The organism is Simplicispira lacusdiani (assembly GCF_003604195.1).
Taxonomy (GTDB): domain Bacteria; phylum Pseudomonadota; class Gammaproteobacteria; order Burkholderiales; family Burkholderiaceae_C; genus Simplicispira; species Simplicispira lacusdiani.
In genome coordinates this window covers 108683-131854 of sequence record NZ_QXGR01000005.1, presented here as the reverse complement: position 1 = coordinate 131854, position 23172 = coordinate 108683, and the positions used below count along the sequence as shown (strand labels likewise).

At 67.6% G+C, this 23172-nt stretch carries 21 protein-coding genes; 5 read left to right on the top strand and 16 right to left on the bottom strand.

The window, feature by feature from the left end; genetic code table 11:
* Window positions 1-7 precede the first annotated feature (7 nt).
* From D8S75_RS08440 to D8S75_RS08430, 3 genes are all read left to right on the top strand, one after another.
* Window positions 8-1561: a DNA recombination protein RmuC gene (locus tag D8S75_RS08440; protein WP_119965821.1), complete on the top strand. Its 1554-nt coding sequence runs from the start codon at window positions 8-10 to the stop codon at window positions 1559-1561.
* A 176-nt stretch (window positions 1562-1737) separates the two neighbouring features.
* Entirely contained in the window at window positions 1738-2997 is a 1260-nt protein-coding gene (locus tag D8S75_RS08435) for a surface lipoprotein assembly modifier (RefSeq protein WP_157982620.1), read from the top strand.
* A gap of 42 nt (window positions 2998-3039) precedes the next feature.
* Window positions 3040-4002: a FecR family protein gene (locus D8S75_RS08430; protein ID WP_119965817.1), complete on the top strand. Its 963-nt coding sequence runs from the start codon at window positions 3040-3042 to the stop codon at window positions 4000-4002.
* A 9-nt stretch (window positions 4003-4011) separates the two neighbouring features.
* Here the strand turns inward: D8S75_RS08430 and D8S75_RS08425 are convergent, their stop codons facing one another.
* The 5 genes from D8S75_RS08425 to D8S75_RS08405 form a co-directional block, all read right to left on the bottom strand.
* Window positions 4012-4875, bottom strand: a complete 864-nt coding sequence (locus D8S75_RS08425) for a TIGR00730 family Rossman fold protein (RefSeq protein ID WP_119965816.1) — start codon at window positions 4873-4875, stop codon at window positions 4012-4014.
* A 181-nt stretch (window positions 4876-5056) separates the two neighbouring features.
* Window positions 5057-5443: a fluoride efflux transporter CrcB gene (gene crcB, locus D8S75_RS08420; protein WP_119965814.1), complete on the bottom strand. Its 387-nt coding sequence runs from the start codon at window positions 5441-5443 to the stop codon at window positions 5057-5059.
* Window positions 5444-5469: 26 nt separating this feature from the next.
* Window positions 5470-6774, bottom strand: coding sequence for a TRAP transporter large permease (locus tag D8S75_RS08415; RefSeq protein ID WP_119965813.1), 1305 nt, complete (start codon window positions 6772-6774; stop codon window positions 5470-5472).
* Between the two features lie 18 nt (window positions 6775-6792).
* Window positions 6793-7302: a TRAP transporter small permease gene (locus D8S75_RS08410; RefSeq protein ID WP_119965811.1), complete on the bottom strand. Its 510-nt coding sequence runs from the start codon at window positions 7300-7302 to the stop codon at window positions 6793-6795.
* Window positions 7303-7305: 3 nt separating this feature from the next.
* Window positions 7306-8289 (bottom strand): TRAP transporter substrate-binding protein, encoded by a 984-nt coding sequence (locus tag D8S75_RS08405; RefSeq protein ID WP_119965810.1) that lies wholly within the window; start codon window positions 8287-8289, stop codon window positions 7306-7308.
* 186 nt (window positions 8290-8475) lie between these two features.
* On the opposite strand from D8S75_RS08405, the gene D8S75_RS08400 reads away from it, so the two are divergent.
* Both D8S75_RS08400 and D8S75_RS08395 read left to right on the top strand, forming a co-directional pair.
* Window positions 8476-9009, top strand: coding sequence for a winged helix DNA-binding protein (locus D8S75_RS08400; protein ID WP_119965808.1), 534 nt, complete (start codon window positions 8476-8478; stop codon window positions 9007-9009).
* 62 nt (window positions 9010-9071) lie between these two features.
* Complete coding sequence (locus D8S75_RS08395) at window positions 9072-12764, top strand: hydantoinase B/oxoprolinase family protein (protein ID WP_119965807.1); 3693 nt, start codon at window positions 9072-9074, stop codon at window positions 12762-12764.
* A gap of 49 nt (window positions 12765-12813) precedes the next feature.
* Here the strand turns inward: D8S75_RS08395 and D8S75_RS08390 are convergent, their stop codons facing one another.
* The 11 genes from D8S75_RS08390 to rpsA all read right to left on the bottom strand — a co-directional run bounded on the left by D8S75_RS08390 (window position 12814) and on the right by rpsA (window position 23083).
* Entirely contained in the window at window positions 12814-13185 is a 372-nt protein-coding gene (locus D8S75_RS08390; protein WP_119965805.1) for a monovalent cation/H(+) antiporter subunit G, read from the bottom strand.
* Window positions 13182-13463 (bottom strand): K+/H+ antiporter subunit F, encoded by a 282-nt coding sequence (locus D8S75_RS08385; RefSeq protein WP_119965803.1) that lies wholly within the window; start codon window positions 13461-13463, stop codon window positions 13182-13184. The genes D8S75_RS08390 and D8S75_RS08385 overlap by 4 nt, the downstream gene beginning before the upstream one ends.
* Entirely contained in the window at window positions 13460-13960 is a 501-nt protein-coding gene (locus D8S75_RS08380; RefSeq protein WP_119965802.1) for a Na+/H+ antiporter subunit E, read from the bottom strand. Before D8S75_RS08380 ends, D8S75_RS08385 begins: the two co-directional genes overlap by 4 nt.
* Window positions 13957-15690 (bottom strand): monovalent cation/H+ antiporter subunit D, encoded by a 1734-nt coding sequence (locus D8S75_RS08375; RefSeq protein WP_119965800.1) that lies wholly within the window; start codon window positions 15688-15690, stop codon window positions 13957-13959. Before D8S75_RS08375 ends, D8S75_RS08380 begins: the two co-directional genes overlap by 4 nt.
* Window positions 15687-16052 (bottom strand): Na+/H+ antiporter subunit C, encoded by a 366-nt coding sequence (locus D8S75_RS08370; protein WP_119965799.1) that lies wholly within the window; start codon window positions 16050-16052, stop codon window positions 15687-15689. Before D8S75_RS08370 ends, D8S75_RS08375 begins: the two co-directional genes overlap by 4 nt.
* On the bottom strand, window positions 16052-18997 hold the full coding sequence (locus D8S75_RS08365) for a monovalent cation/H+ antiporter subunit A (protein WP_119965798.1): 2946 nt from the start codon (window positions 18995-18997) through the stop codon (window positions 16052-16054). Before D8S75_RS08365 ends, D8S75_RS08370 begins: the two co-directional genes overlap by 1 nt.
* 98 nt (window positions 18998-19095) lie before the next feature.
* The gene (locus D8S75_RS08360) at window positions 19096-19404 is read right to left on the bottom strand and encodes a ComEA family DNA-binding protein (RefSeq protein ID WP_119965797.1); all 309 of its coding nucleotides are present in this window, start codon (window positions 19402-19404) and stop codon (window positions 19096-19098) included.
* 2 nt (window positions 19405-19406) lie between these two features.
* Window positions 19407-20564 carry a lipopolysaccharide assembly protein LapB gene (gene lapB, locus D8S75_RS08355; RefSeq protein WP_119965795.1) on the bottom strand — a complete coding sequence of 386 codons (1158 nt, stop codon included), beginning with the start codon at window positions 20562-20564 and terminating at the stop codon, window positions 19407-19409.
* A complete protein-coding gene (locus D8S75_RS08350) occupies window positions 20554-20856 on the bottom strand; it encodes a LapA family protein (RefSeq protein ID WP_119965793.1) in 303 nt (100 codons plus the stop codon). The genes lapB and D8S75_RS08350 overlap by 11 nt, the downstream gene beginning before the upstream one ends.
* A gap of 137 nt (window positions 20857-20993) precedes the next feature.
* On the bottom strand, window positions 20994-21299 hold the full coding sequence (locus D8S75_RS08345) for an integration host factor subunit beta (protein ID WP_119965791.1): 306 nt from the start codon (window positions 21297-21299) through the stop codon (window positions 20994-20996).
* A gap of 83 nt (window positions 21300-21382) precedes the next feature.
* Window positions 21383-23083, bottom strand: a complete 1701-nt coding sequence (gene rpsA, locus D8S75_RS08340) for a 30S ribosomal protein S1 (protein WP_269813995.1) — start codon at window positions 23081-23083, stop codon at window positions 21383-21385.
* Window positions 23084-23172: the final 89 nt, after the last annotated feature.

The following is a 23172-nucleotide window of genomic DNA, read 5'->3' as shown; positions in this document are numbered from 1 at the left end:
CAAATCCGTGACCATCGAAACCCTGGCCATGTTGGCCGCTGCCTTGCTGGTTCTGGCCGCCTTGGGCCTGGGCGGGTTCTGGGGCGCGGCCCGCGCCCGGCGCGAGGCACTGCAGCAGCAGGAGCAGGCCGTGGCACAAGCGCGAGGCCAGGCACAGATGGAAGTGCAGGCCACGGCCAATGCCCAGATTGCCACGGCGCAGGAACGCGTGCGCGGGCTGGAGGCCGAGCGTGCAGCGCTGCTGGCCGAACTGCAGCAGACCCGGTCACAGTCCGAAGGCTGGCGCGAGGCGCTGGACACCGCCCGTGACGAACGCGCCCAGCTCGCCGAACGCGCCGCCCGCGTGCCGGGACTGGAGGCACAGTGGCACGAGCAGGCCGCGCTGACACAGGCCGCGCGCCAGCAGGTGTCCGAACTGCAGAGCCAGCTTGCGGCCCAGGCCACGCAGCTCGACGCCGAACGCCGCGCCGCGCAGGAAAAGCTCCAGCTCCTGAACGAGGCCCGCGAGGCGCTCACGCACCAGTTCAAGAGCCTGGCCAACGACATCCTGGAAGAAAAAGGCAAGCGCTTCGCCGAGCAGAACCAACAGCACCTGGGCCAGATGCTCGACCCGCTGCGCATGCGCCTGCAGGAATTCCAGGGCAAGGTTGAGCAGTTCTACGATGCCGAAGGCAAGCAGCGGTCGGCCCTGAGCCAGCAGGTGCACCAGCTCATGGGGCTGAACCAGGCGCTGAGCGAGGAGGCGCGCAACCTGACGCAGGCGCTCAAGGGCTCGACCAAGGCGCAGGGCAACTGGGGCGAGCTGATCCTGGAGCGCGTGCTCGAACTCGCCGGCCTGCGCCGGGGCGCCGAATACGACGTGCAGGAAAACCACCTGCGCGACGACGGCACGCGTGCCCAGCCCGACGTGGTGATCCACCTGCCGGAGAACCGGCACCTCGTGGTCGATGCCAAGGTCTCACTGCTGGCCTACGAGGAATACGCCAGTGCCGATGACGACCTGCAGCGCGCGGCGGCGCAGCGCCGCCATCTTGAATCGGTGCGCCAGCACATCAAGGGCCTGGCCGAGCGCAACTACCAGCAACTGCATGGGCTGCAGTCGCTCGACTTCGTGCTCATGTTCGTGCCCATCGAGCCCGCGTTCATGCTCGCCGTCACGTCCGACAGCCAGCTCTACAACGATGCCTGGAACAAGAACGTGCTGCTGGTGAGCCCCTCCACGCTGCTGTTCGTGGTGCGCACCGTGGCCCACCTCTGGCGCCAGGAGGCGCAGAGCCGCAACGCGCAGGAAATTGCGCAACGTGGCGCCGAGCTGTACGACCGGCTCGTGGGCTTCGTGGAGGACCTGGAGCGCGTAGGCAAGAACCTTTCCCAGGCGCAGGATGCCTATTCCAAGGCCTACAACAAGCTGAGCCAGAACCGGGGCAACGTGATCCGTCAGGCTGAAATGCTGCGCGAGCTGGGGGTCAAGCCCACCAAGGCACTGCCGGTGGCGTTGGTGGACAAGACGAAGGATGCCTCTGACAGTTCCTTGGCTGTGAACAATCAGCAAGCCACCTGAGGTTTGCTGTTGTATGAGCGGCCAGGGGGCCTTGCACGCCAGGTAAATAGGAGTAGATTGGCGCTGTCCTTGCGAAAGGGGGGCGCATGAGGCAAACGAAATGGACACCGGGGGGCGTGTGGCATTGGCTGGGCACAGTCGTGCTGGGGGCTGCTGGCCTGGCGGGAGCCGGGGGCGTGCTTGCAGATGAGTTGCTTGAGCGGACCCAAGCCTTGCAGCGGCAGGGGGCGTTCGAAGAGGCCTTTGCAATGCTGGATGCCCAGGAGCCCGTGCGGGCGGGCGATCTGGCGTTTGACCAGGCCATTGCTGCACTTGCAGAAACCATGGGGCTCTATACCCGGGCGCTGCTTGCGTGGGAACGTGTGCTGCAACTGCGGCCTGATGATCTTCAAGCCCAGGATGCACAGGCACGCCTGCTGCAAATTCTGGGGGATGGACATGGTTTGCAGGCGCTGCCTGAGGCCGTGCGCCAGCGCAGCGTAGCGGTGGATGCGGCACGCAGTATCGACCAGCACCTCTACTCCTACGACCGACCTGGCTATGGTGGGCGTTCCACGTTGTATGGCAGCGTGGATTTCGGTGTGGGGCGCGATTCGAATGTAAATGCGGGGCTCGATTCCGGCATGGTTCCTCCTCAGTGGCCGGGTTTGCCGGCATGGACAGTGGACCCAGAAGCGCGGGAGCGGGCATCCAACCATGTTTCGCTTGCACTGAATCTGCGTGGCCGCCATGTATTGACACCGCAGTGGTCCATGGTCGGAGGGTTGCATCTGGCAGGGCGCCATTACAGTGCGGCCGCTGAGCGTTTGGAGCCAAGTGAAGCCGATGGCCATCTGGGCTTGGCTTTGCGCTCCAACCGCCATGAATGGATTGTCACTGCGCGCGGCATCCATGAGGCGCGCGATGGTAGCCAAGTGCGTGGCAGCGTGGGTGTGCAGGGGGAGTGGGTATACCGCATGGATGGCCTGCGCCAGTGGGGAGGCTTCATCCAGTCCTTGGACATGCGCTATCCCGGTCAGCGCGTACGTGATGTGCGTCGCACGGTCGCGGGCCTGAGTCACGCGCTGGTATTGCGCAATGGCAGCATTGTGTACTTGGCAGGGCATGCCGGTGAGGAGGCGCCGCGCCTCGCTGCCGCGACCGATCTGGGGCATCGGCTGGCGGGAGTGCGGCTGGGAGGGCAGTGGATGCTGGATCCTCGTTGGGCTGCCTTTGGCAGCATTGATGTAGAACGGCGGCGTTTCGGGGCTGTGGACCCGTTCTTCAGCCGTCAGCGGAAAGATACCCAATGGCGTCTGGTGCTGGGCCTGTCGTGGATCCCGGCACCCGGTTGGCGCATCACGCCCCAGGTGGAATGGACCGAGGTGGATTCCTCCGTGCCAATTTTTCCCTACCAGCGCAAACAGGTTTCACTCACAGTCCGCCGAGAGTTTTGACACGATGCGCGCGCTGTCCACTACCACACAGGGAGAAACGACATGATTGCGGTTTTCCGAACCACCTTCCATGCATTCATCACCTTGCTGTTGGGGAGCGGGTTGGGCATGGGCGGGTGTACCGCAGCCTGGGCTGCTGCCGGGCAGGTGCAGTTCGTGGCGGGGGATGTGCTTCTGGAACGGGGCAGCAGTTCACGGGAAGTCATGCGTGGCGCGGAGGTCGAAGTTGGTGATGTATTGCGCAGCGGGCCTTCCGGACAGGCGCAAATCCGTTTCACCGATGGGGGGATCCTGGCGCTTTATCCCCAGTCGCAATTGGCCATTGGTGCCTACAGTGACAGCGCGCAGACAGGGCAGAGTGAGGATCGCTTTGCCGTGCGCTTCCTTCAGGGGGCGCTGCGGGCGGTGACTGGCAAGATCGGACAGCGCAATCCACAGAACTACCGCGTCATCACCCCCACGGCCGTGGTGGGCATCAGAGGCACGGCCTTCAAGGTGTTCATGAACGCAGAGGGGGAGGTGGAGGTCTCGGGCGAACACAACACCATCGAGGTCTGTACCGAGGCAGGATGCGTGGAAGTCAAGCCACGCGAAGCGGTGCGCGTGATCTCCGCCCAGCAGTTACCGGTGTACACCCATACGAGGGCTCTGCTGCCGCAGACGCTGCCGCGCGAGGCCGTGCAGCCCGGCGAGCAGATTTTGTCCGATGGGAGCTATGGCGCGGTGATACTGGTCCCCACTACACCACCGGCGGAGCCCGTACCGCAACAGCCGGACCCCGTTGTGCCAACCGATCCTGGCGGAGGCAGGCAACCCACTAATCCCACCACGCCAGGAACCCCCGTTGTTCCCACCAATCCCGGTGGTGGCAGGCAGCCGGGCAATCCGGCGACGCCTACCAACCCGACGGCACCGACAACCCCTCCCATCGTGCCTGTTCGGCCGATACGGCCCATCATTCCGATCGGGCCCATCATCATCGTTCCGTTGTTCCCAATCAGGTAAGGTCGTGAATCAAAGTTTGTAAAACTGCCGGATCGTGTCCCAGGCCTCCTGCGGATCATCGGTGATGTGAAACAGCTTGCGATCATCGGCCGAGATCGTGCCTTCCTCGATCAGCAGGTCGAAGTTGATCAGGCGGCTCCAGAAACTGGAGCCGAAAAGCACGATAGGCACCGGCTTGGTCTTGCCCGTCTGCACCAACGTTAGCACCTCGAACAGCTCGTCGAGGGTGCCGAAACCCCCGGGAAAGGCCACCAGTGCCTTGGCGCGCATCATGAAATGCATCTTGCGCAGCGCGAAGTAGTGGAACTTGTAGCTCAGCGAGGGTGTGATGAAGCGGTTGCCGCCCTGCTCATGCGGCAGGGCGATGTTCAGGCCCACGTTGGGTGCGCCGGCATCATGTGCGCCGCGGTTGGCTGCTTCCATGATGCCGGGGCCGCCACCGGTGCAGATGTAGAGGCGGTTCACCGGCTCTTGCTGGTTGCTGTGCTCGGCTACCAGGCGTGCAAAGCGGCGTGCCTGCTCGTAGTAGTGCGCGTTGCGCACGGCGCGCTCGGCCAGGGCGATGCGCGGGGCATCGCCGCTGGCCTGGGCCTCGGCCAGTTGACGGGCGGCTTCGTCCGGAGCCACGAAGCGTGCGCTGCCGTAGACCACGATCGTGTTCTCGATACCCTGGTGCGTCTGGCCTAGATCGGGTTTGAGCATCTCCAACTGAAAGCGGATGCCCCGCGTTTCGCGCCGGAACAGGAACTCCGGGTCGGCGAACGCCATGCGGTTGGAGTCGGCCAGCAGCGGGTTGCCCTTGTTGGCGTGGTTGTGCAGTTCCTCCCAGGCATCGGCCAGGCGGCGTTCATTGAGCTGTGTGTTTGCTTCCATCGTGGGTTCCAGGGGCAGCCAGGCCGCGCCAGTGAATCAAGGAGGCGGCGGGCCCAGGAGCATATGCCGCGAATTGCGTATTCTAAGTATGCCTTGATGCCTATCTGGCTTTCCCATCAATACTTTATTGCTATTAATAGTGTAGCGAATGATGGCGTGGGACAGGCTGGGTGGATGTCGCTCAGGAACGGTTTGCAAGTACCAGCGCCACCGATTGCAGGCCCAGCACCGTCATCAGCAGCGAGCCGAACAGGTGCAGCGCCACCGTGGCCGTGGCGAGCAGGTAGCGCTGCTGTGCCAGCATGGTGACGACCTCGGCGGAAAAGCTGGAGAAGGTCGTGAGCGCGCCGAGGAAGCCGGTGATGAGCGCCAGGCGCCAGACCGGATCGACGTGCGGCAGTGTCTGGAAGAGCGCCACGCAGACGCCTATGAGGTAGCCGCCCACCAGATTGGCCGCCAGCGTGCCCCAGGGCAGCAGGCTGCCGGGCGTGCTGAGCCACAGCCCCAGGCGCCAGCGGGCGAGGGCGCCCAGGCTGGCGCCGATGCAGATGGACAAGACATTGAGCATGCCGCGATTGTCCCCGCAACGGCGGCTCAGCGCGCCGCCATCTGCTGCGGCAGCCAGGTCACGATGCCCGGGAACAGGTAGATGAGCGCCACCGCCGCACACATCAGCAGGAACATCGGCAGGGCCACCTTGGCGATCCAGGGCAGCTGGCGCCCGGTCATGCCCTGCAGCACGAACAGGTTGAAGCCCACGGGCGGCGTGATCTGCGCCATCTCGACCACGAGCACCACGAAGATGCCGAACCAGACCGGGTCGATTCCGGCGGCCTGCACCGTGGGCATGAGCACGCCCATGGTCAGCACCACCATGGAGATACCGTCGAGGAAGCAGCCGAGGATGATGTAGAAAACGGCCAGGGCCAGGATGAGTTGCGCCTGCCCCAGCCCCAGCGAGGCAATCCATTCGGCCAGGTGGCGCGGCAGCCCGATGTAGCCCATGGACAGCGTGAGGAAGGCCGCGCCCGCCAGGATCAGCGCGATCATGCAGTACAGCCGCGTGGCGCCCATGAGCGCGCCCCGGAAGCTGTCCCAGTTCAGCGAGCCCTGCGCGGCCGACAGGATGAGCGATCCCACCACGCCCACGGCGGCGGCCTCGGTGGCCGTGGCGATGCCGGTGTAGATGGAACCCAGCACGGCCGCGATCAGCAGCACAACGGGGATCAGGCTCTTCGATTCCGACAGCTTTTGCATGAAGGACATGCGCGTGTCGGCCGCGGGCACCTGCCCGGGGTGGCGCAGGGCCCAGAGCATGATGTAGCCGGAGAACAGGCACGCCAGCAGGATGCCGGGCAGCACGCCCGCGATGAAGAGCTGGGAGATCGACACATCGGCCGCCACGCCATAGACGATCATGATGATCGAGGGTGGAATCAAGAGGCCCAGCGTGCTCGCGCCGGCCAGCGTGCCCACCACCATGTGCTCGGGGTAGCCCCTGCGCGTGAGCTCGGGCAGGGTCATCTTGCCGATGGTGGCGCAGGTGGCGGCGCTCGACCCCGACACCGCCGCGAAGATGGTGCAGCCCACCACGTTGGTGTGCAGCAGCCGCCCGGGCAAGGCCTGCACCCAGGGCGCCAGGCCCTTGAACATGTCCTGCGACAGCCGCGTGCGGAACAGGATCTCGCCCATCCAGATGAACAGGGGCAGGGCGGTCAGGGTCCAGCTCGACGCCGAGCCCCAGATGGTCACGGCCATGGCATCGCCCGCGGGGCGGGCCGAGAACAGCTGCATGCCGATCCAGGCCACGCCCGAGAGCGTGAGCCCGATCCACACGCCGCTGCCCAGGATCAGGAACAGCGACAGAACCAGCAGGCCGGTGATGGCAAGGTCACTCATGGCGGGTAGCCCTCCGGTTCATTCGTTGCGCAGGGCTTCGCCATGCGCCGCCTGGGCTCGCCGGCCGCGCAGTTCCAGCACCAGCTCGTCGATGAAGGCAATGGCCAGCACCACCGTGCCCAGCGCCATGGCGATCTGCGGAATCCACAGCGGCGTGGCGTCGCTGCCGGTGGAGATGTCGTGGAATTCGTGCGACTGCCAGGCCAGCTTGCAGCTGTAGAAGGCGAACAGCCCGGCCAGCAGCGAGGCCGCGGCCAGCGCCCACACCTCGAAGGCTTTCTTCCAGCGCCCCGTGAGCATGCCCAGCAGCAGCGTCACGCGGATATGCTCGCCGCGCTTGAGCGTGTGGGCCAGCGCCAGGAAGCCGGTGGCCGCCATCAGGTAGCCGGCGTAGGCGTCCGTGCCGGGCACATGGAAGTGCAGTTGCCGGCTGGCGATGGACAGCAGCACCATGCCCAAGAGGGCCACCATGAAAAGCGCCGCCAGGGCGGCGGCGCTGTCGTACAAGGCGTCGAGCAGACGGCGCATCGCTTACTTGCGGAAGGCGTCGATCAGGGCCTTGCCATCGGGGCCGGCCTTGTCCAGCCATTCCTTGAGCATGGCGTCACCCACCTTGGCCATGTCGGCCTTGAGCTGCGCCGACGGCGGCAGCACCTGCATGCCATTGGCCTTGAGCTTTTCCAGTGTCTCGGTGTTCACCTTCTGGCTGGCAGCCCAGCCGCGCGCCTCGGCGTCGGCACCGGCCTTGAGCAGGGCGTCCTGGCTGGGCTTGTCGAGCGCGTCGAAGGCCTTCTTGTTCACGATCACCGCGTTCTTGGGCAGCCAGGCCTGGGTGTCGTAGTAGTACTTCAGGTGCTCGTAGAGCTTGCTGTCCACGCCCGTGGCGCCCGAGGTCATGGTCGATTCGACCACGCCCGTGGCGAGCGCCTGCGAGAACTCGGCCGCCTGCACGGTGACCGGCTGCGCGCCCACCAGTTCGGCGATGCGCGAGGTGGCCGGGCTGTAGGCGCGCCACTTGATGCCCTTGAGGTCGGCCGCGGCGTTCACCGGCTTCTTGGTGTAGATGCCCTGGGGCGGCCAGGCCACGGCGTAGAGCAGCACCATGCCCTGTTCGGCGAGCTTCTTCTCCAGGAAGGGCTTCTGCGCCTGGTAGAGCTTCTTCGAGTCGTCGTAGCTGGTGGCCAGGAAGGGCAGGCCGTCGGTGCCGAACAACTGCCATTCGTTCTGGAAGTTGGCCAGGAGGATCTCACCCATCTGGGCCTGGCCGCCCTGCACGGCGCGCTTGATCTCGGGCGCCTTGAAGAGCGCGGCGTTGGCGTGCAGCGTGATCTTGAGCTTGCCGCCGGTGGCCTTGTCCACATCGCTCGCCAACTGGGCCATGTTCTCGCTGTGGAAGTTGGTGGCCGGGTAGGCGGCGGCCAGATCCCATTTGGTCTGGGCCATGGCGGGGGAGATGGACAGGCCGCAGGCCAGGGCCAGGGCGAGCGCGGTGGCGGGGAAGAATCGACGCTGCATGGAAGGACTCCGCAAGATGGGTTGGAAGGAACGAGGGCAGGAAATCACTGTAGCGGGACGCCTGCCGCCAGGGCGTAGGTGTTTATCCTGAATGTCGACAAATTACCGACAATTTGTTTTTGACTTGCCTACAATGAATCGGCATACACATTCCGTGCCAGCCCACCCACCCTGGAGTTGTCTTCCATGAAACCTGCGGCGCGATCCAAGTCTGAATCCTCCGGGCCCATCGTGTCGTCGGCGCACCTGGTGTCGGCGCAGAGCGCCGAGATGAGCGAGTTCGAGTTCGGCCTCATCGTGGCCGGCAATGCCTTCCACCGCTGGGTGGCGCATTGCATGGCGGCGGCGGGCCTGAAGGACCTCACGCCGCTGGACGTGCTGGTGCTGCACCACGTCACGCACCGCGCGCGCGACAAGCGCCTGGCCGACATCTGCTTCATCATGAACGTGGAGGACACGCACCTGGTGAACTACGCGCTCAAGAAGCTCCAGGGCCTGGGCGTGGTCGCCTCGCACAAGAACGGCAAGGAAGTGACCTACGCGGCCACCGACACCGGCCGCGCCTACGTGCAGCGCTACCGCGAGATCCGCGAAAGCTGTCTGATCGACGCGCTCAAAGCCGATGATGCGCTGAACCGCGACATCGGCGAGCTGGCGCGCCTGCTGCGCGTGCTCTCGGGCATGTACGACCAGGCGGCGCGCGCGGCCGCGTCGCTTTGAACGAAATCGGGCTCTAGCGCTTTACTGGTAAGCACTAGTAGCTATCTTATCAATAGCACACCATGACCACCACGCACACCCCACAGCCCGCCCGCTGGCAGTTCTGGATCGACCGGGGCGGCACCTTCACCGACGTGGTGGGCAAGCGCCCCGACGGCCAGCTCGTCACGCACAAGCTGCTGTCCGACAACCCCGAGCAGTACCGCGACGCGGCGGTCGCCGGCATCCGCTACCTGCTGGGGCTGGCGCCGGGCGCGCCGGTCACGCCCGACCTGGTGGAGTGCGTGAAGATGGGCACTACGGTGGCCACCAACGCGCTGCTGGAGCGCAAGGGCGAGCCCACGCTGCTGGTGACCACGCAGGGCTTCCGCGACGCGCTGCGCATCGCCTACCAGAACCGCCCGCGCATCTTCGACCGCCACATCGTGCTGCCCGAGCTGCTCTACAGCCGCGTGGTCGAGGCGCAGGAGCGCATCGGTGCGCACGGCGACGTGATCGAACCGCTGGACGAAGAGCACCTGAAGGAGCGCCTCTGGGGTGCCTACGACACCGGCCTGCGCAGCGTGGCCATCGTCTTCATGCATGGCTACCGCTACACGCAGCACGAGCAGGCAGCGGCCCGGCTGGCGCGCCAGGCGGGTTTCACGCAGGTCAGCACCTCGCACCAGACCAGCCCCATGATGAAGTTCGTCGGCCGGGGCGACACCACCGTGGTCGACGCCTACCTCTCGCCCATCCTGCGCCGCTATGTCGAGCAGGTGGCGGCCGAGATGCCGGGCGTGAAGCTGTTCTTCATGCAGTCCTCGGGCGGCCTGACCGATGCGCGCGTGTTCCAGGGCAAGGACGCCATCCTCTCGGGCCCGGCGGGCGGCATCGTGGGCATGGCACGCACGGCCGAGCTGGCGGGCCACGCGCGCGTGATCGGCTTCGACATGGGCGGCACCAGCACCGACGTGAGCCACTACGCCGGCGCGTTCGAGCGCGAGTTCGAGACCCAGGTGGCCGGCGTGCGCATGCGCGCGCCCATGATGAGCATCCACACCGTGGCGGCGGGCGGCGGCTCCATCCTCGGCTTTGACGGCGCGCGCTTCCGCGTTGGCCCCGAGAGCGCGGGCGCCAACCCCGGCCCGGCCAGCTACCGGCGCGGCGGCCCGCTGGCCGTGACCGATGCCAACGTGATGGTGGGCAAGATCCAGCCCGCGCACTTCCCGCGCGTGTTCGGCCACGGCGCCGACGAGCCGCTCGACGGCGCCGTGGTGGCGCAGCGCTTCGGCGCGTTGGCGGCGCAGACGGGGCGCACGGCCGAGGACGTGGCCCATGGCTTCGTCCAGATCGCCGTGCAGCAGATGGCCAATGCCATCAAGAAGATCAGCGTGGCGCGCGGCTACGACGTGACGCGCTACACCCTGCAGTGCTTCGGCGGCGCGGGCGGCCAGCATGCCTGCCTGGTGGCCGATGCGCTGGGCATGCCGCAGGTGCTGGTGCATCCGCTGGCGGGCGTGCTCTCGGCCTACGGCATGGGCCTGGCCGACCAGAGCCTGATCCGCGAACAGGCGGTGGAATGCCGGCTCGCCCCCGAGGCCCTGGGCACCGTGCAGGCCGCGCTCGACGCGCTGGCCGAGGCGGCGCGCACCGATCTGGCGCGCCAGCAGGTGGGCGCGGGCACGGTGGCGGTGCGCCGGCGCGTGCATGTGCGCTATGAAGGCTCGGACGCGGCCCTGGTGGTCGATGCCCCGGATGCGCTGCTGCAGGATGCGGCGGCGGGCATGGCCGCGCTCGTGGCCGGCTTCGAGGCCGCCTACCGCCAGCGCTATGCCTTCCTCATGCAGGGCAAGGCCCTGGTGGTGGAGGCCGTGTCGGTCGAGGCCGTGGTGGCGGGCGATGCGCCGGCCGAGCCGCGCCACGCCCTGCACCCGGAACGCGCGGTGCCCCGGCGCGACACCGTGCGCATGTACACCGCCGGCCTGGACGGCATGGCCGCCTGGCACGACGCGGCCCTGGTGGTGCGCGAAGACCTGCGCCCCGGCGACCTGATCGCCGGCCCGGCCATCATCGCCGAGAAGAACGCGACGACCATCGTCGAGCCCGGCTGGGAGGCGCGGCTCACGGAACTGGACCATCTGCTGCTGCAGCGCCGCGCGCCGCGCGCCGTGCGCCATGCGGCGGGCACCACGGTGGACCCGGTGCTGCTGGAGGTGTTCAACAACCTGTTCATGAACATCGCCGAGCAGATGGGCCTGCAGCTGCAGAACACGGCCTACTCGGTGAACATCAAGGAGCGGCTCGACTTTTCGTGCGCGCTGTTCGACGCCGAGGGCCACCTCATCGCCAACGCGCCGCACATGCCGGTGCACCTGGGCAGCATGGGTGAGAGCATCCAGACCGTGATCCGCGACAACGCGGGCACCATGCGGCCGGGTGATGTGTTTGTGCTCAACGACCCCTACCACGGCGGCACGCACCTGCCCGACATCACCGTCATCACGCCGGTCTATGTGGACGGCGCGGACCGGCCCACCTTCTACGTGGGCAGCCGGGGCCACCATGCCGACGTGGGTGGCACCACGCCGGGCTCCATGCCGCCGTTCTCCACGCGCATCGAGGAGGAGGGCGTGCAGATCCAGAACTTCAAGCTGGTGGACGCCGGCGTGCTGCGCGAGGCCGAGATCCTGGCGCTGCTGTCCAGCGGTGAATACCCCTCGCGCAACCCGCAGCAGAACCTGGCCGACCTGAAGGCCCAGATCGCCGCGAACGAGAAGGGCGTGCAGGAGCTGCACCGCATGGTGGCGCAGTTCGGCCTGGACGTGGTGCAGGCCTACATGGGCCATGTGCAGGACAACGCCGAGGAGTCGGTGCGCCGCGCCATCACGCGCCTGGCAGCCCGCCTGCAGGACGGCCGTTTCACGCTGCCACTGGACAATGGCGCGCAGATCCAGGTGGCGGTTCGCATCGACGCCACCAGCCGCAGCGCCGAGATCGACTTCACCGGCACCAGCGCGCAGCAGGCGAACAACTTCAACGCGCCCACGGCGGTGTGCATGGCGGCGGTGCTCTACGTGTTCCGCTGCCTGGTGGACGACGACATCCCGCTCAACGCCGGCTGCCTCAAGCCGCTCAAGGTGATCATCCCGCCGGGCTCCATGCTCAACCCCAACCCGCCGGCCTCGGTGGTGGCGGGCAACGTGGAAACCTCCACCTGCATCACCAACGCGCTGCTCGGTGCGCTCGGCGTGATGGCCGGCGGCCAGCCGACCATGAACAACTTCACCTTCGGCAACGCGCGCCACCAGTACTACGAGACCATCTCCGGCGGCAGCGGCGCGGGCGGCGTGTTCGACGATGCCGGGGCGCTGGTGGGCGGCTTCGCGGGCACGAGCGTGGTGCAGACCCACATGACCAATTCGCGCCTGACCGACCCCGAGGTGCTGGAATTCCGCTTCCCGGTGCGGCTGGAGAGCTACGCCATTCGCCAGGGATCGGGCGGCGCGGGGCGCTGGCGTGGCGGCGACGGCGGCATGCGCCGCGTGCGCTTCCTGGAACCGATGACGGCCAGCATCCTCTCCAACGGTCGGGTCCACGGTGCCTTCGGCATGGCGGGCGGCCAGGGCGGGCAATGGGGCCTGAACCGGGTGGTGCGCGCCGATGGCGGCGTGGAGCAGCTCGGCCACATCGGCCAGGCGGCCATGCAGCCGGGCGATGTGTTCGAGATCCACACCCCCGGGGGCGGCGGGTTTGGCGCACCCGAGCAATTTTGAATGAAATTGGCCGCAAAGGCAGTCGCAGAGCGCGCTGCAAGCTATGAATTCAGGAGTTCTCGGGCGTGGGCGGAATGGTACGGCTCAGGCTGGGCGGCACGTTCAGGCCGGCGCGGCGGGCGCGGAACAGGGCCGCGCGCATGAGGAAGATGTTGGTGACGGGCACCGTGATGGCAACGAACAGCGCGATCAGCAGCGGGTGCAGCGCCAGGTGGCGGCCCAGCAGCGAGAAGTACAGGATGCTCGCGTGCATGATGCACCAGCAGCCCATGGTGGCGATGATCGACGGCGCGTGCACGCGCTCGAAGTAGGTGGACAGGCGCAGCAGCCCGAGCGAGCCCACCAGCGCGATGCCCGCGCCCAGCAGCACCAGGGTGCCGACCACGATCTCGGCCCACAGCGGCAGCGCGAAGCCCGTCATTCGATGACCTCCCCGCGCAGCAGGAACTTGGCCATGGCCGTGGAGCCCACGAAGCCGAACAGCGCCACCAGCAGCGCGGCCTCGAAGTAGTGGCTGCTGCCCTGCTGGATTCCCAGCACGAGCATGAGCAGCATGCCGTTGAGGTACATGCAGTCGAGCGCAAGCACCCGGTCCTGCGCCGTGGGGCCGCGCAGCAGGCGCACCAGCGTGAACACCATGGCCAGCGCCAGCAGGGCCATGGCCAGGGGCAGGGCCCAGGACAGCACGGGAGAGGTCATTCGAATATCTCCATCAGGGGGCGCTCGTAGCGCGTCTTGACGTGGTCGATGATGGCCTGCGGGTCACCCACCTCCAGCACATGCAGCATCAGGGCCGAGCGGTCGCGTGCGAGCTCGGCCCAGGCCGTGCCCGGGGTGATGCACACGATCATGGCCAGCACGGCCAGCGCGTTGGGGTCGCGCAGTTCCAGTGGAATGTGCACGAAGGCCGGCGGGTGGCGGCGCAGCCGGGGCAGCAGCAGGAAACGCACCACAGCAAGGTTGGATTCGACCGTGTCGGCCATCACCGTGAGGCCCAGGCGCAGCACCATGCCGGGCCGGCGGATGCGCACGGGCAACGGCCGCAGGCCCCGCGTGAGCACCGGAATCGCGAGCGCCAGGATGGCCGCGAGGATCAACTGGCCCGGGCTCGCCGAGCGGTTGAGCAGCAGCCACAGGATGAACAGCGCCGCCGACAGCAGCGGCGCGGGCAACAGCGCGTTCAAGAGCCACTTCATGGTGCCTTCTCCCCTGGTGCGGCTGTCGCGGGCCGCGACACAGGCCCCGGAATGGGCGTGGCAGACATCACGGCGTGCACATAGGCGCCGGGCGCGTGCAGCGCCCTGGCCGTGGCCTGGGTGAACCCCAGCATGGGACCGGCCTGGAAGGTGAGGGCCACGCAGGCCAGCAGCAGCGCCGCGATGGGCAGGCCTTCGAGCACCCGCAGCCGGGGCGTGGCCCGGTCGTGCGCGGCCCAGAAGTGGCGCACGCCCGCTCGCGTGAGGGCGATCAGCGCGAGCAGGCCCGTGCCGATCATGAGGGCCAGCAGGCCCCAGCCAGCAGGGCCTGGGTTCAGGCCGTCGGATGCGCCCAGTCCCAGCGGGTTAAGCAGCGCCGTGAGCATGGCCACCTTGCCCACGAAGCCCGACAGGGGCGGCAACCCGGCGATGACCAGGGTGCACACCATGAACGCAAGGCCCAGGAAGGCGGCGGCGGCGGGGATGACGCGGCCGATCAGCACCTCCTCGTCGTCGTCGAGGTTCATGCCCTGCGTGGGCAGCAGCTCGGGGTTGAGGAAGGGGGCGTCCTCGTCGTCCGGGTCGGTGCTGGTGCCGTCGTTGCGCCAGCGCTCGATCAGGTCGGCCAGCAGGAACAGGCTGCTGACGGCCAGCGTGGAACTGGGCAGGTAGTACAGCAGCGCGGCCGTGAGCGCGCCCTGGCCCATGCCCACGGCCGCGAGCAGCGTGCCCGACGAGAGCACGGCGGCGAAGCCCGCGAGGTGGGTGAGGCGCTGCGATCCGAGCATGCCGATGGCGCCGAACGCCATGGTGAGCATGCCGCCGCCGATGAGCCACGCTCCGCCGAACAGGGCCGATGCACCCGCCTCGCTGCCGAACATCAGCGTCCACAGCCGCAGCAGGGTGTAGACGCCCACCTTGGTCATGAGCGCGAACAGCGCGCCCACGGGGGCCGTGGCGGCGCTGTAGGCGGGCACGAGCCAGAAGTTGAGCGGCCATACGGCGGCCTTGATCAGGAAGGCCGTGGCCAGGATGCCCGCCGCCGCGTGCAGCAGGCCCCGGTCGCCGGCGGCCACCTGGGGAATGGCGCGCGCGAGGTCGGCCATGTTGAGCGTGCCGGTGATGCCGTAGAGCATGGACACGCCAATGAGAAACAGCGAGGAGGCGGCCAGGTTGATGGCGATGTAATGCAGCCCCGCCTGCACGCGCGCGCGCCCCGAGCCGTGCAGCAGCAGCCCGTAGGAGGCGGCGAGCATGATCTCGAAGAACACGAACAGGTTGAACAGGTCGGCCGTGAGGAAAGCGCCCGCCAGGCCCATGAGCTGGAATTGGAACAGCGGGTGGTAGTGCACACCCGCGCGGTGCCAGCGCGATGTGGCGAACACGATCGAGGCCAGGGCCACGGTGCTGGTGAGCACGAGCATGAGCGCCGAGAGCCGGTCGAGCGCGAGCACGATGCCGAATGGCGCGGGCCAGTTGCCGGGCAGGTACACGCCCAGCGTGCTGGGCGCGCCGGCGTCGCTGCTCCAGGCCAGCAGGGCCACGGCGACGGCCAGGCCCAGGGCGGTGGACAGCAGGTTCAGCGCGATCTTGAGGCGCTGTTGCTCCTCGCGCAGCAGCAGCATCAGCGCCGCCGTGAGCAGCGGCAGCGCGATGGGCGCGAGCATGAGGTGCGGCATCAGGTGTGCCGCCGATTGCGCGAGGGCGTCGAGCAGGCTGGCCGCGGTCATGGCATCTCCTGCGTGTCGCGCGAATGGCTGCCATCCACATGGTCGGTGCCCGACATGCCGCGCGAGGCGAGCAGCACCACGAGGAACAGCGCCGTCATGGCGAAGCCGATCACGATGGCCGTCAGCACCAGGGCCTGGGGCATGGGGTCGGCATAGTGCTGCAGGTCCTGCGGCACGCCGGCCGAAAGCACCGGCACCTTGCCCATCTGCAGGCCCAGGCGGCCCATGCTGAAGATGAACAGATTGACGGCGTAGGACAGCAGTGAAAGGCCCATGATGACCTGGAACGTGCGCGGGCGCAGCAGCAGCCACACGCCCGAGCCCGTGAGCACGCCGATGGCGATGGCCAGGACGATTTCCATCAGCGGATCTCCCCTTCGTGGTCTCCGGCGGGCGATGCCGCGGCATCCTCCTGCAGGCGTGCGTGGTAGCGGTGGCCCCGGATCGACTGGTGGGCGATGGCGGTGAGGATCAGCAGCGTGGAGCCCACCACCAGCGTGAACACGCCGATGTCGAAGAACAGCGCGCTCGCCACGTGGATGTCGCCCACCACCGGCAGGTGCAGGTGGGCCGTGTGCGTGGTGAGGAAGGGGTAGCCCAGCGCGATGGCGCCCGTGCCCGTGGCCAGCGCGCACAGCAGCCCCGTGGCGATCCAGCGGCGCGGTAGCAGGGGCAGGTGGGCCTCGACCCACTGCGCGCCCGAGATGATGTACTGCAGGATCAGCGCCACCGAGAGCACCAGCCCCGCGACGAAGCCGCCACCCGGCTCGTTGTGGCCGCGCATGAAGATGTAGGCCGACACCACGGCCGCGAACGGCAGCAGCAGGCGCACCAGCACGGCGGGCACCATGAGGTAGCCCACGGCGGTGTCCTGCGCGTTGCGCGGGTTCAGCAGATCGGTCTGCAGGTCGGCGGGCAGGTTGCGCTGCTGCTCGGGCAGGTCCATGGTTTCGCGCGCGGGGCGGAAGCGCCGCAGCAGCGCGTACACCGTGAGGGTGACGATGCCCAGCACGACGATCTCGCCGAAGGTGTCGAAGCCCCGGAAATCCACCAGCATCACGTTCACCACGTTGGTGCCCCCGCCTTCGGTCTGCGCGCGCTCCAGGAAGAAGGTGGAGGTGCTCTCCGGGAAATCGCGGCTCATCATCGCGAAGGCCAGCCAGGCCATGCCGCCGCCGGCCAGGACGGACAGCAGCATGTCGCGCAGGCGGCGCCAGCGCGTGCCGGGCGGCTGCACGCGGGCCGAGGGGCGCAGGCGCTCGTCGCGCTTGGGCAGCCAGCGCAGGCCCAGCAGGATCAGCACCGTGGTCACGAGTTCCACTGCGATCTGCGTCAGCGCCAGGTCGGGCGCCGAGAACCACAGGAAGGTGATGCAGGTCGCCAGTCCCGCGCCGCCCAGCAGCGTCAGCGCCGCCATGCGGTGGTATTTGGCCTGCCAGGCGGCCGCCACGGCACACACGGTGCCCAGGCCCCACAGCACCACGAACGCTGGCGACAGCGGCAGCGTGCCCCGCTGCCCCAGGCGCAGGCCGTGCAGCCACAGCGGCAGCGCACCGGCCAGCAGGGCCGCGCCCACCAGCCACAGCATCTGCCATTGCAGGCGCCGCGTGGACAGCCGTCGGCGCCCCGCGCGCCCCGCCGCCGTGAGCCGGGCCAGCAGCGCTTCGAACAGGCGGCGTCCGTCGATGCGGTGCATCAGCGGCGGCGCATCGATGCGGCCGGCCTCGCGTTGCGCGCGCAGCAGGCGGTACAGCAGCACGCCTCCCGCGAGCGCGACCACGCTCATCAAGAACGGGGTGTTCAGGCCGTGCCAGACGGCGAGGCTGAATGCGGGCAGCGTGCCGCCCACCACCGGGCGCGCGGCGGCGTCGAGGTACTGGCCCACGGACCAGGCGGGCAGCGTGCCCACGACCAGGCAGGCCAGCACGAGCAGCTCGACGGGCACGCGCATCCAGTGCGGCGGCTCGTGCGGCGTGTGGGGCAGGTCGGTCGCGGGCGGGCCCCAGAACACATCGACGGTGAAGCGCAACGAGTAGGCCACGCTGAACATGCCAGCCACCGTGGCGGCGATGGGCAGCGCCCAGCGCACGGCGGGCGCGGCGTCGAGGAACACTGTCTCGGCGAAGAACATCTCCTTGGACAGGAAGCCGTTGAGCAGCGGCACGCCGGCCATGGCGGCGCTGGCCACCATGGCGAGCGTGGCCGTGACCGGCATCATGTGCCGCAGGCCGGAGAGGCGCCGGATGTCGCGGGTACCGCTTTCATGGTCCACGATGCCCGCCGCCATGAACAGCGAGGCCTTGAAGGTGGCGTGGTTCATGATGTGGAACACGGCCGCCACGGCGGCCAGCGGGCTGTTGAGGCCCAGCAGCAGCGTGATGAGGCCCAGGTGCGAGAGGGTGGAGTACGCGAGCAGCCCCTTGAGGTCGTGCTGGAACATGGCGGCATAGCCGCCCACGAGCAGCGTGGCCAGGCCCGCGCCGCCCACGATCCAGAACCACGGCTCGGTGCCTCCCATCACGGGCCACAGCCTCGCCAGCAGGAACACGCCGGCCTTCACCATGGTGGCCGAGTGCAGGTAGCTCGACACCGGCGTGGGCGCGGCCATGGCGTGCGGCAGCCAGAAATGGAAGGGGAACTGCGCGCTCTTGGTGAGCGCGCCCAGCAGCACCAGCACCAGGGCCACGGGGTACAGCGGGTGGGCGCGCACCTGGTCGCCAGCAGCGAGCACGCGGTCCAGGTCGTAGCTGCCCACGATGTGGCCCAGCACCAGCAGGCCGGCCAGCAGGGCGAGGCCGCCCGTGCCCGTCACCGTGAGCGCCATGCGCGCGCCACGGCGCGCGTCCTTGCGGTGGTGCCAGTAGCCGATGAGCAGGAACGAGAACAGGCTGGTCAGCTCCCAGAAGAAGGCGAGCTGGATCAGGTTGCCCGAGAGAACGACCCCGGCCATGGCGCCCATGAAGGCCAGGAAGAACGCGAAGAAGCGCGGCACCGGGTCGGCCGGGGACATGTAGTAGCGCGCGTACAGCACCACCAGCGAGCCGATGCCCAGCACCAGCATGCAGAACATCCACGCGAAGCCATCCATGCGGATGACGAGGTTCATCCCCAGCGCGGGCAGCCAGGGGATTTCCTGGCGCAGCACGCCCCCACCGGCGATCTCGGGGAAATACAGCGCGGTCTGCACCGTGCAAAACAGCGCGATCAGGCCCGCCAGCGTCGATTCGGTGTTGCGGGCGTTCGCGGGCAGCACGGCGGCCAGCAGGCTGCCGAGAAAGGGCAGAAGGATGAGTGAAACCAGGGGCATGTGCGGGCCATTCTATGGGCAGGCCCCTGGCGACATGCTATGAAAACCTGAGCGCATTGACGGCATTGGACATGCCGCCGCCCAGAAATGCCCACTGTTCAGCGAGAAGCGGCCTTGGCGGCCGGGGCGGGCGTGCCGTAGGCCTGCCCGCCCACGGTGAGGCCTTCGGCCGACAGCCGGGCGGCGCGCGAGGCGCCCACGCCGGGCACACGGCCGATGAAGTCGGCCCAGTCGCGAAAGGGCGTTTTCTGGCGTTCCGCGATGATGCGCGAGGACAGGCCCGGGCCGATGCCGCGCACGCCGTCGAGTTCGGCCTCGCTGGCCTGGTTGGCCTCGACGGCGGCGCTCGCGGCGCCGATGCAGCACCAGCAGGCAAGAACGGCGAGCAAGAGGCGGCGCGGACGCATGGTTAGAGTTCCTCGACGCGCCGTGCCGGGTAGCTGTCCCAGGATTGGCAGCCGGGGCATTGCCAGAAATGCTGGCGCGCCTCGAAGCCGCAGGCCGCGCAGCGGTAGCGGGTGAGCGGCAGGGTGGCGTGGTCGAGCGCCCGCTGCACCTGGGGATGGTACTGCTCATGTTCCAGCCGCTCGCCGGCGATCCACTTGGCCGCCGCGACCAGCGAGGGCTCGCTCTCCAGATGGCGCAGGTACCACAACCGGCCCTGCCCGTCGGCCTGCCCGGGTGTCGCGGCCGTCAGCGTCACGATGGCGTCGAGCACGTCGAGCGAGGGGGAGGCGGCATAGTGGCGTTGCAGCAGATCGAGCGCCTGGGCCGTCTGGCCACTGGCCTGCGATGTCTCGACCAGCAGGGCCGCAGCCAGCGGCAGGGCCGCCGGGGCCTCGCCGGCCAGGGCCTTGAGCGTGGCGGCCGCGGCCTCCGGCCGGCCCTGGCGCTGTTGCAGGCGGGCCAGCTCGATACGGGGGCGTGGGGCGTCGGGGGCCGCGTCGCGGGCCTTTTCGAGCAGGGCGCAGGCGCCAAGCGGGTCCTTGCTGGCCAGTTCGAGCGCTTGTTCGCACAGGTAATGCGCCTGCCGGGTGCTGAAGTCGCCCTGGCTGGCGCCATGCATCTTGCAGGCGATGGCGGCCGCGCGCGGCCAGTCGCGCGAGCGTTCATAGATGGCGAGCAGCGCCAGCCGTGCCTGGCCTTCGAAGGGCGTGGCCTCCAGGCGGGCAAGGGCGGTTTCCGCGCGGTCGAGCAGGCCGGCCTTGAGGAAGTCGAGGGCCAGGGCATGCTGGGCGCGTTCGCGGTCCTTCTGCTCCAGGTCGCCGCGCGAGAGCAGGTGCTCGTGCACGCGCACCGCGCGGTCGTATTCGCCGCGGCGCCGGAACAGGTTGCCCAGGGCGAAATGCAGCTCGGAGGTGTCGGGATCGTTTTGCACGGCCTCGATGAAGGCGTCGATGGCTTTGTCCTGCTGCTCGTTGAGCAGGAAGTTCAGACCCTTGAAGTAGGCCTTGGGTACGCTGCGGTTCTCGGCGCGCAGCTGACGCAGATCGATGCGCGATGCGCCCCAGCCCAGCATGAAGGCCAGGGGCAGGCCCAGCAGCAGCCAGACGGGATCAAATTCCATGGGGCGGGGTGGTTTCGGTGTTCGGGGTGGGTGTGGGGGCGCTGGCCATCGGCTGCAGGGCCTGCTGTTGCGCCAGGCGTGCCGCGCTGCGGTGCTTCCACCAGCGGGGCACCATGCCCAGCACGCCGGTCACCAGCCCTGCGGCGAAGGCGGCGAGCACCACCAGCACCAGCGGTGCGCGCCACTGCGTGCCGAAGAAGAAGTGCACGGTGGCATCCTGCTGGTTGTTCAGGGCGAAGGCGAACAGGGTAAAAAAAATGGCTGCCTTGAGCAGCCACAGGAGGTATTTCATGTGTCTCCCCGGTGGTGGGGGAATTCTAAGAGCCGGCTCGCGCACGGCGAGTGAACACACGGAAAATACTGCCAAATTGGTCGTTTCGCCTTGTGCATTAAGCGCTAACAGCTATATTTTCGATAGCTTCTGGCGCTTCAGCCCTGGTCTTTCATCTCGGCGGTGCGCTGGTCCACGGCCTCGCGCAGGGCCTTGCCCGGCTTGAAGTGCGGCACGCGCTTGGACGGAATGGCCACGGCTTCGCCGCTGCGCGGGTTGCGGCCCATGCGCGGGGGGCGGTGGTTGACCGAAAAGCTGCCAAAGCCACGCACCTCGATGCGGTGGCCGCGCACCAGGGCTTCGCCCACGGCGTCCAGCAGGGTCTTGACGGCGTACTCGGCATCGCGGTGGGTGAGCTGGCTGAACCGGGCGGCAAGCTCTTCGACGAGGTCTGATCGGGTCATGACTGGTCTTTTCTTCAGGAAAAATGGCCGGGTGGGCGCATTGTGCGCCCACCCGGCCAGTGCTATCCGACGCGCTGGGCGCTTTATTTGTCGGAATTGTCCAGCTTGGCGCGCAGCAGGGCGCCCAGGCTGGTCGTGCCGGCGCTTTCGCGGGCCGATTGCTGGCTCAGGGACTGCATGGCTTCGTTCTGGTCAGCCATGTCCTTGGCCTTGATCGACAGCTGGATGTTGCGGGTCTTGCGATCCACGTTGACCACCACGGCCGTGACTTCGTCGCCTTCCTTGAGCACGTTGCGGGCATCTTCCACGCGGTCGCGGGAGATTTCCGAAGCACGCAGGTAGCCGATGATGTCGTCGCCCAGGTCGATCTCGGCGCCACGGGCGTCCACGGTCTTGACCTTGCCGGTCACCGTCTGGCCCTTGTCGTTCACGGTCACGAAGGTGGTGAACGGGTCGCCGTCGAGCTGCTTGATGCCCAGGGAGATGCGTTCGCGGTCCACGTCCACGGCCAGCACGATGGCTTCGACTTCCTGGCCCTTCTTGTAGTTGCGCACGGCGGCTTCGCCGGCTTCGTTCCAGGACAGGTCGGACAGGTGCACCAGGCCGTCGATGCCGGCGGCCAGGCCGACGAACACGCCGAAGTCGGTGATCGACTTGATCGGGCCCTTGACGCGGTCGCCGCGCTTGGTGTTCTGCGCGAACTCTTGCCAGGGGTTGGCCTTGCACTGCTTCATGCCCAGGCTGATGCGGCGCTTGTCTTCGTCGATTTCCAGAACCATGACTTCGACTTCGTCACCCAGGGAGACCAGCTTGCTGGGGGCGATGTTCTTGTTGGTCCAGTCCATTTCGGAAACGTGCACCAGGCCTTCGATGCCGGGTTCGAGTTCGACGAACGCGCCGTAGTCGGCAATGTTCGTGATCTTGCCGAACAGGCGGGTGCTCTGGGGGTAGCGGCGCGAAACGCCCATCCAGGGGTCGTCGCCCATCTGCTTCAGACCCAGGGACACACGGTTCTTCTCGGTGTCGAACTTGAGGATCTTGGCGGTGATTTCCTGGCCAGCCGTCACCACTTCGGAGGGGTGACGCACGCGGCGCCATGCCATGTCGGTGATGTGCAGCAGGCCGTCGATGCCGCCCAGGTCCACGAACGCACCGTACTCGGTGATGTTCTTGACCACGCCTTGGACGATGGAGCCTTCCTTCAGGGTTTCCATCAGCTTGGCGCGCTCTTCGCCCATGGAGGCTTCGACCACGGCGCGGCGGCTCAGCACCACGTTGTTGCGCTTGCGGTCCAGCTTGATGACCTTGAATTCCATGGTCTTGTTTTCGTACGGCGTCAGATCCTTGATCGGACGCGTATCGATCAGCGAGCCGGGCAGGAATGCGCGGATGCCGTTGACCAGGACGGTCAGGCCGCCCTTGACCTTGCCGGAGGTGGTGCCGGTGACGAATTCGCCGGATTCCAGGGCCTTTTCCAGGCTCATCCAGGAAGCCAGGCGCTTGGCCGTGTCGCGCGACAGGATGGTGTCGCCGTAGCCGTTTTCGATGGAGCCGATGGCCACCGAGACGAAGTCACCCACTTGGACTTCGACTTCGCCCTTGTCGTTCTTGAATTCTTCCAGCGGCACGTAGGCTTCGGACTTGAGGCCGGCGTTGACCACGACGAAGTTGTGTTCCACGCGCACGACTTCGGCGGTGATAACTTCGCCCGGGCGCATTTCGGTACGCTGCAGGGATTCTTCAAAAAGGGCGGCAAAAGATTCGGACATGTGTTTCCTTGCCACAAACAGGATTCCGGCAGCACTATTGCTACCGTTTTTATAGCTGCTTGCGGTGGTTTTGCGGGGATTCCGCAGGTTAAGTTATAGAACCA

Coding starts and splice junctions, on each gene's coding strand:
- D8S75_RS08430 (WP_119965817.1), top strand. CDS start 3,040: ATGATTGCGGTTTTCCGAACCACCTTCCATGCATTCATCACCTTGCTG.
- D8S75_RS08425 (WP_119965816.1), bottom strand. CDS start 4,875: ATGGAAGCAAACACACAGCTCAATGAACGCCGCCTGGCCGATGCCTGG.
- crcB (WP_119965814.1), bottom strand. CDS start 5,443: ATGCTCAATGTCTTGTCCATCTGCATCGGCGCCAGCCTGGGCGCCCTC.
- D8S75_RS08415 (WP_119965813.1), bottom strand. CDS start 6,774: ATGAGTGACCTTGCCATCACCGGCCTGCTGGTTCTGTCGCTGTTCCTG.
- D8S75_RS08410 (WP_119965811.1), bottom strand. CDS start 7,302: ATGCGCCGTCTGCTCGACGCCTTGTACGACAGCGCCGCCGCCCTGGCG.
- D8S75_RS08405 (WP_119965810.1), bottom strand. CDS start 8,289: ATGCAGCGTCGATTCTTCCCCGCCACCGCGCTCGCCCTGGCCCTGGCC.
- D8S75_RS08400 (WP_119965808.1), top strand. CDS start 8,476: ATGAAACCTGCGGCGCGATCCAAGTCTGAATCCTCCGGGCCCATCGTG.
- D8S75_RS08395 (WP_119965807.1), top strand. CDS start 9,072: ATGACCACCACGCACACCCCACAGCCCGCCCGCTGGCAGTTCTGGATC.
- D8S75_RS08390 (WP_119965805.1), bottom strand. CDS start 13,185: ATGACGGGCTTCGCGCTGCCGCTGTGGGCCGAGATCGTGGTCGGCACC.
- D8S75_RS08385 (WP_119965803.1), bottom strand. CDS start 13,463: ATGACCTCTCCCGTGCTGTCCTGGGCCCTGCCCCTGGCCATGGCCCTG.
- D8S75_RS08380 (WP_119965802.1), bottom strand. CDS start 13,960: ATGAAGTGGCTCTTGAACGCGCTGTTGCCCGCGCCGCTGCTGTCGGCG.
- D8S75_RS08375 (WP_119965800.1), bottom strand. CDS start 15,690: ATGACCGCGGCCAGCCTGCTCGACGCCCTCGCGCAATCGGCGGCACAC.
- D8S75_RS08370 (WP_119965799.1), bottom strand. CDS start 16,052: ATGGAAATCGTCCTGGCCATCGCCATCGGCGTGCTCACGGGCTCGGGC.
- D8S75_RS08365 (WP_119965798.1), bottom strand. CDS start 18,997: ATGCCCCTGGTTTCACTCATCCTTCTGCCCTTTCTCGGCAGCCTGCTG.
- D8S75_RS08360 (WP_119965797.1), bottom strand. CDS start 19,404: ATGCGTCCGCGCCGCCTCTTGCTCGCCGTTCTTGCCTGCTGGTGCTGC.
- lapB (WP_119965795.1), bottom strand. CDS start 20,564: ATGGAATTTGATCCCGTCTGGCTGCTGCTGGGCCTGCCCCTGGCCTTC.
- D8S75_RS08350 (WP_119965793.1), bottom strand. CDS start 20,856: ATGAAATACCTCCTGTGGCTGCTCAAGGCAGCCATTTTTTTTACCCTG.
- D8S75_RS08345 (WP_119965791.1), bottom strand. CDS start 21,299: ATGACCCGATCAGACCTCGTCGAAGAGCTTGCCGCCCGGTTCAGCCAG.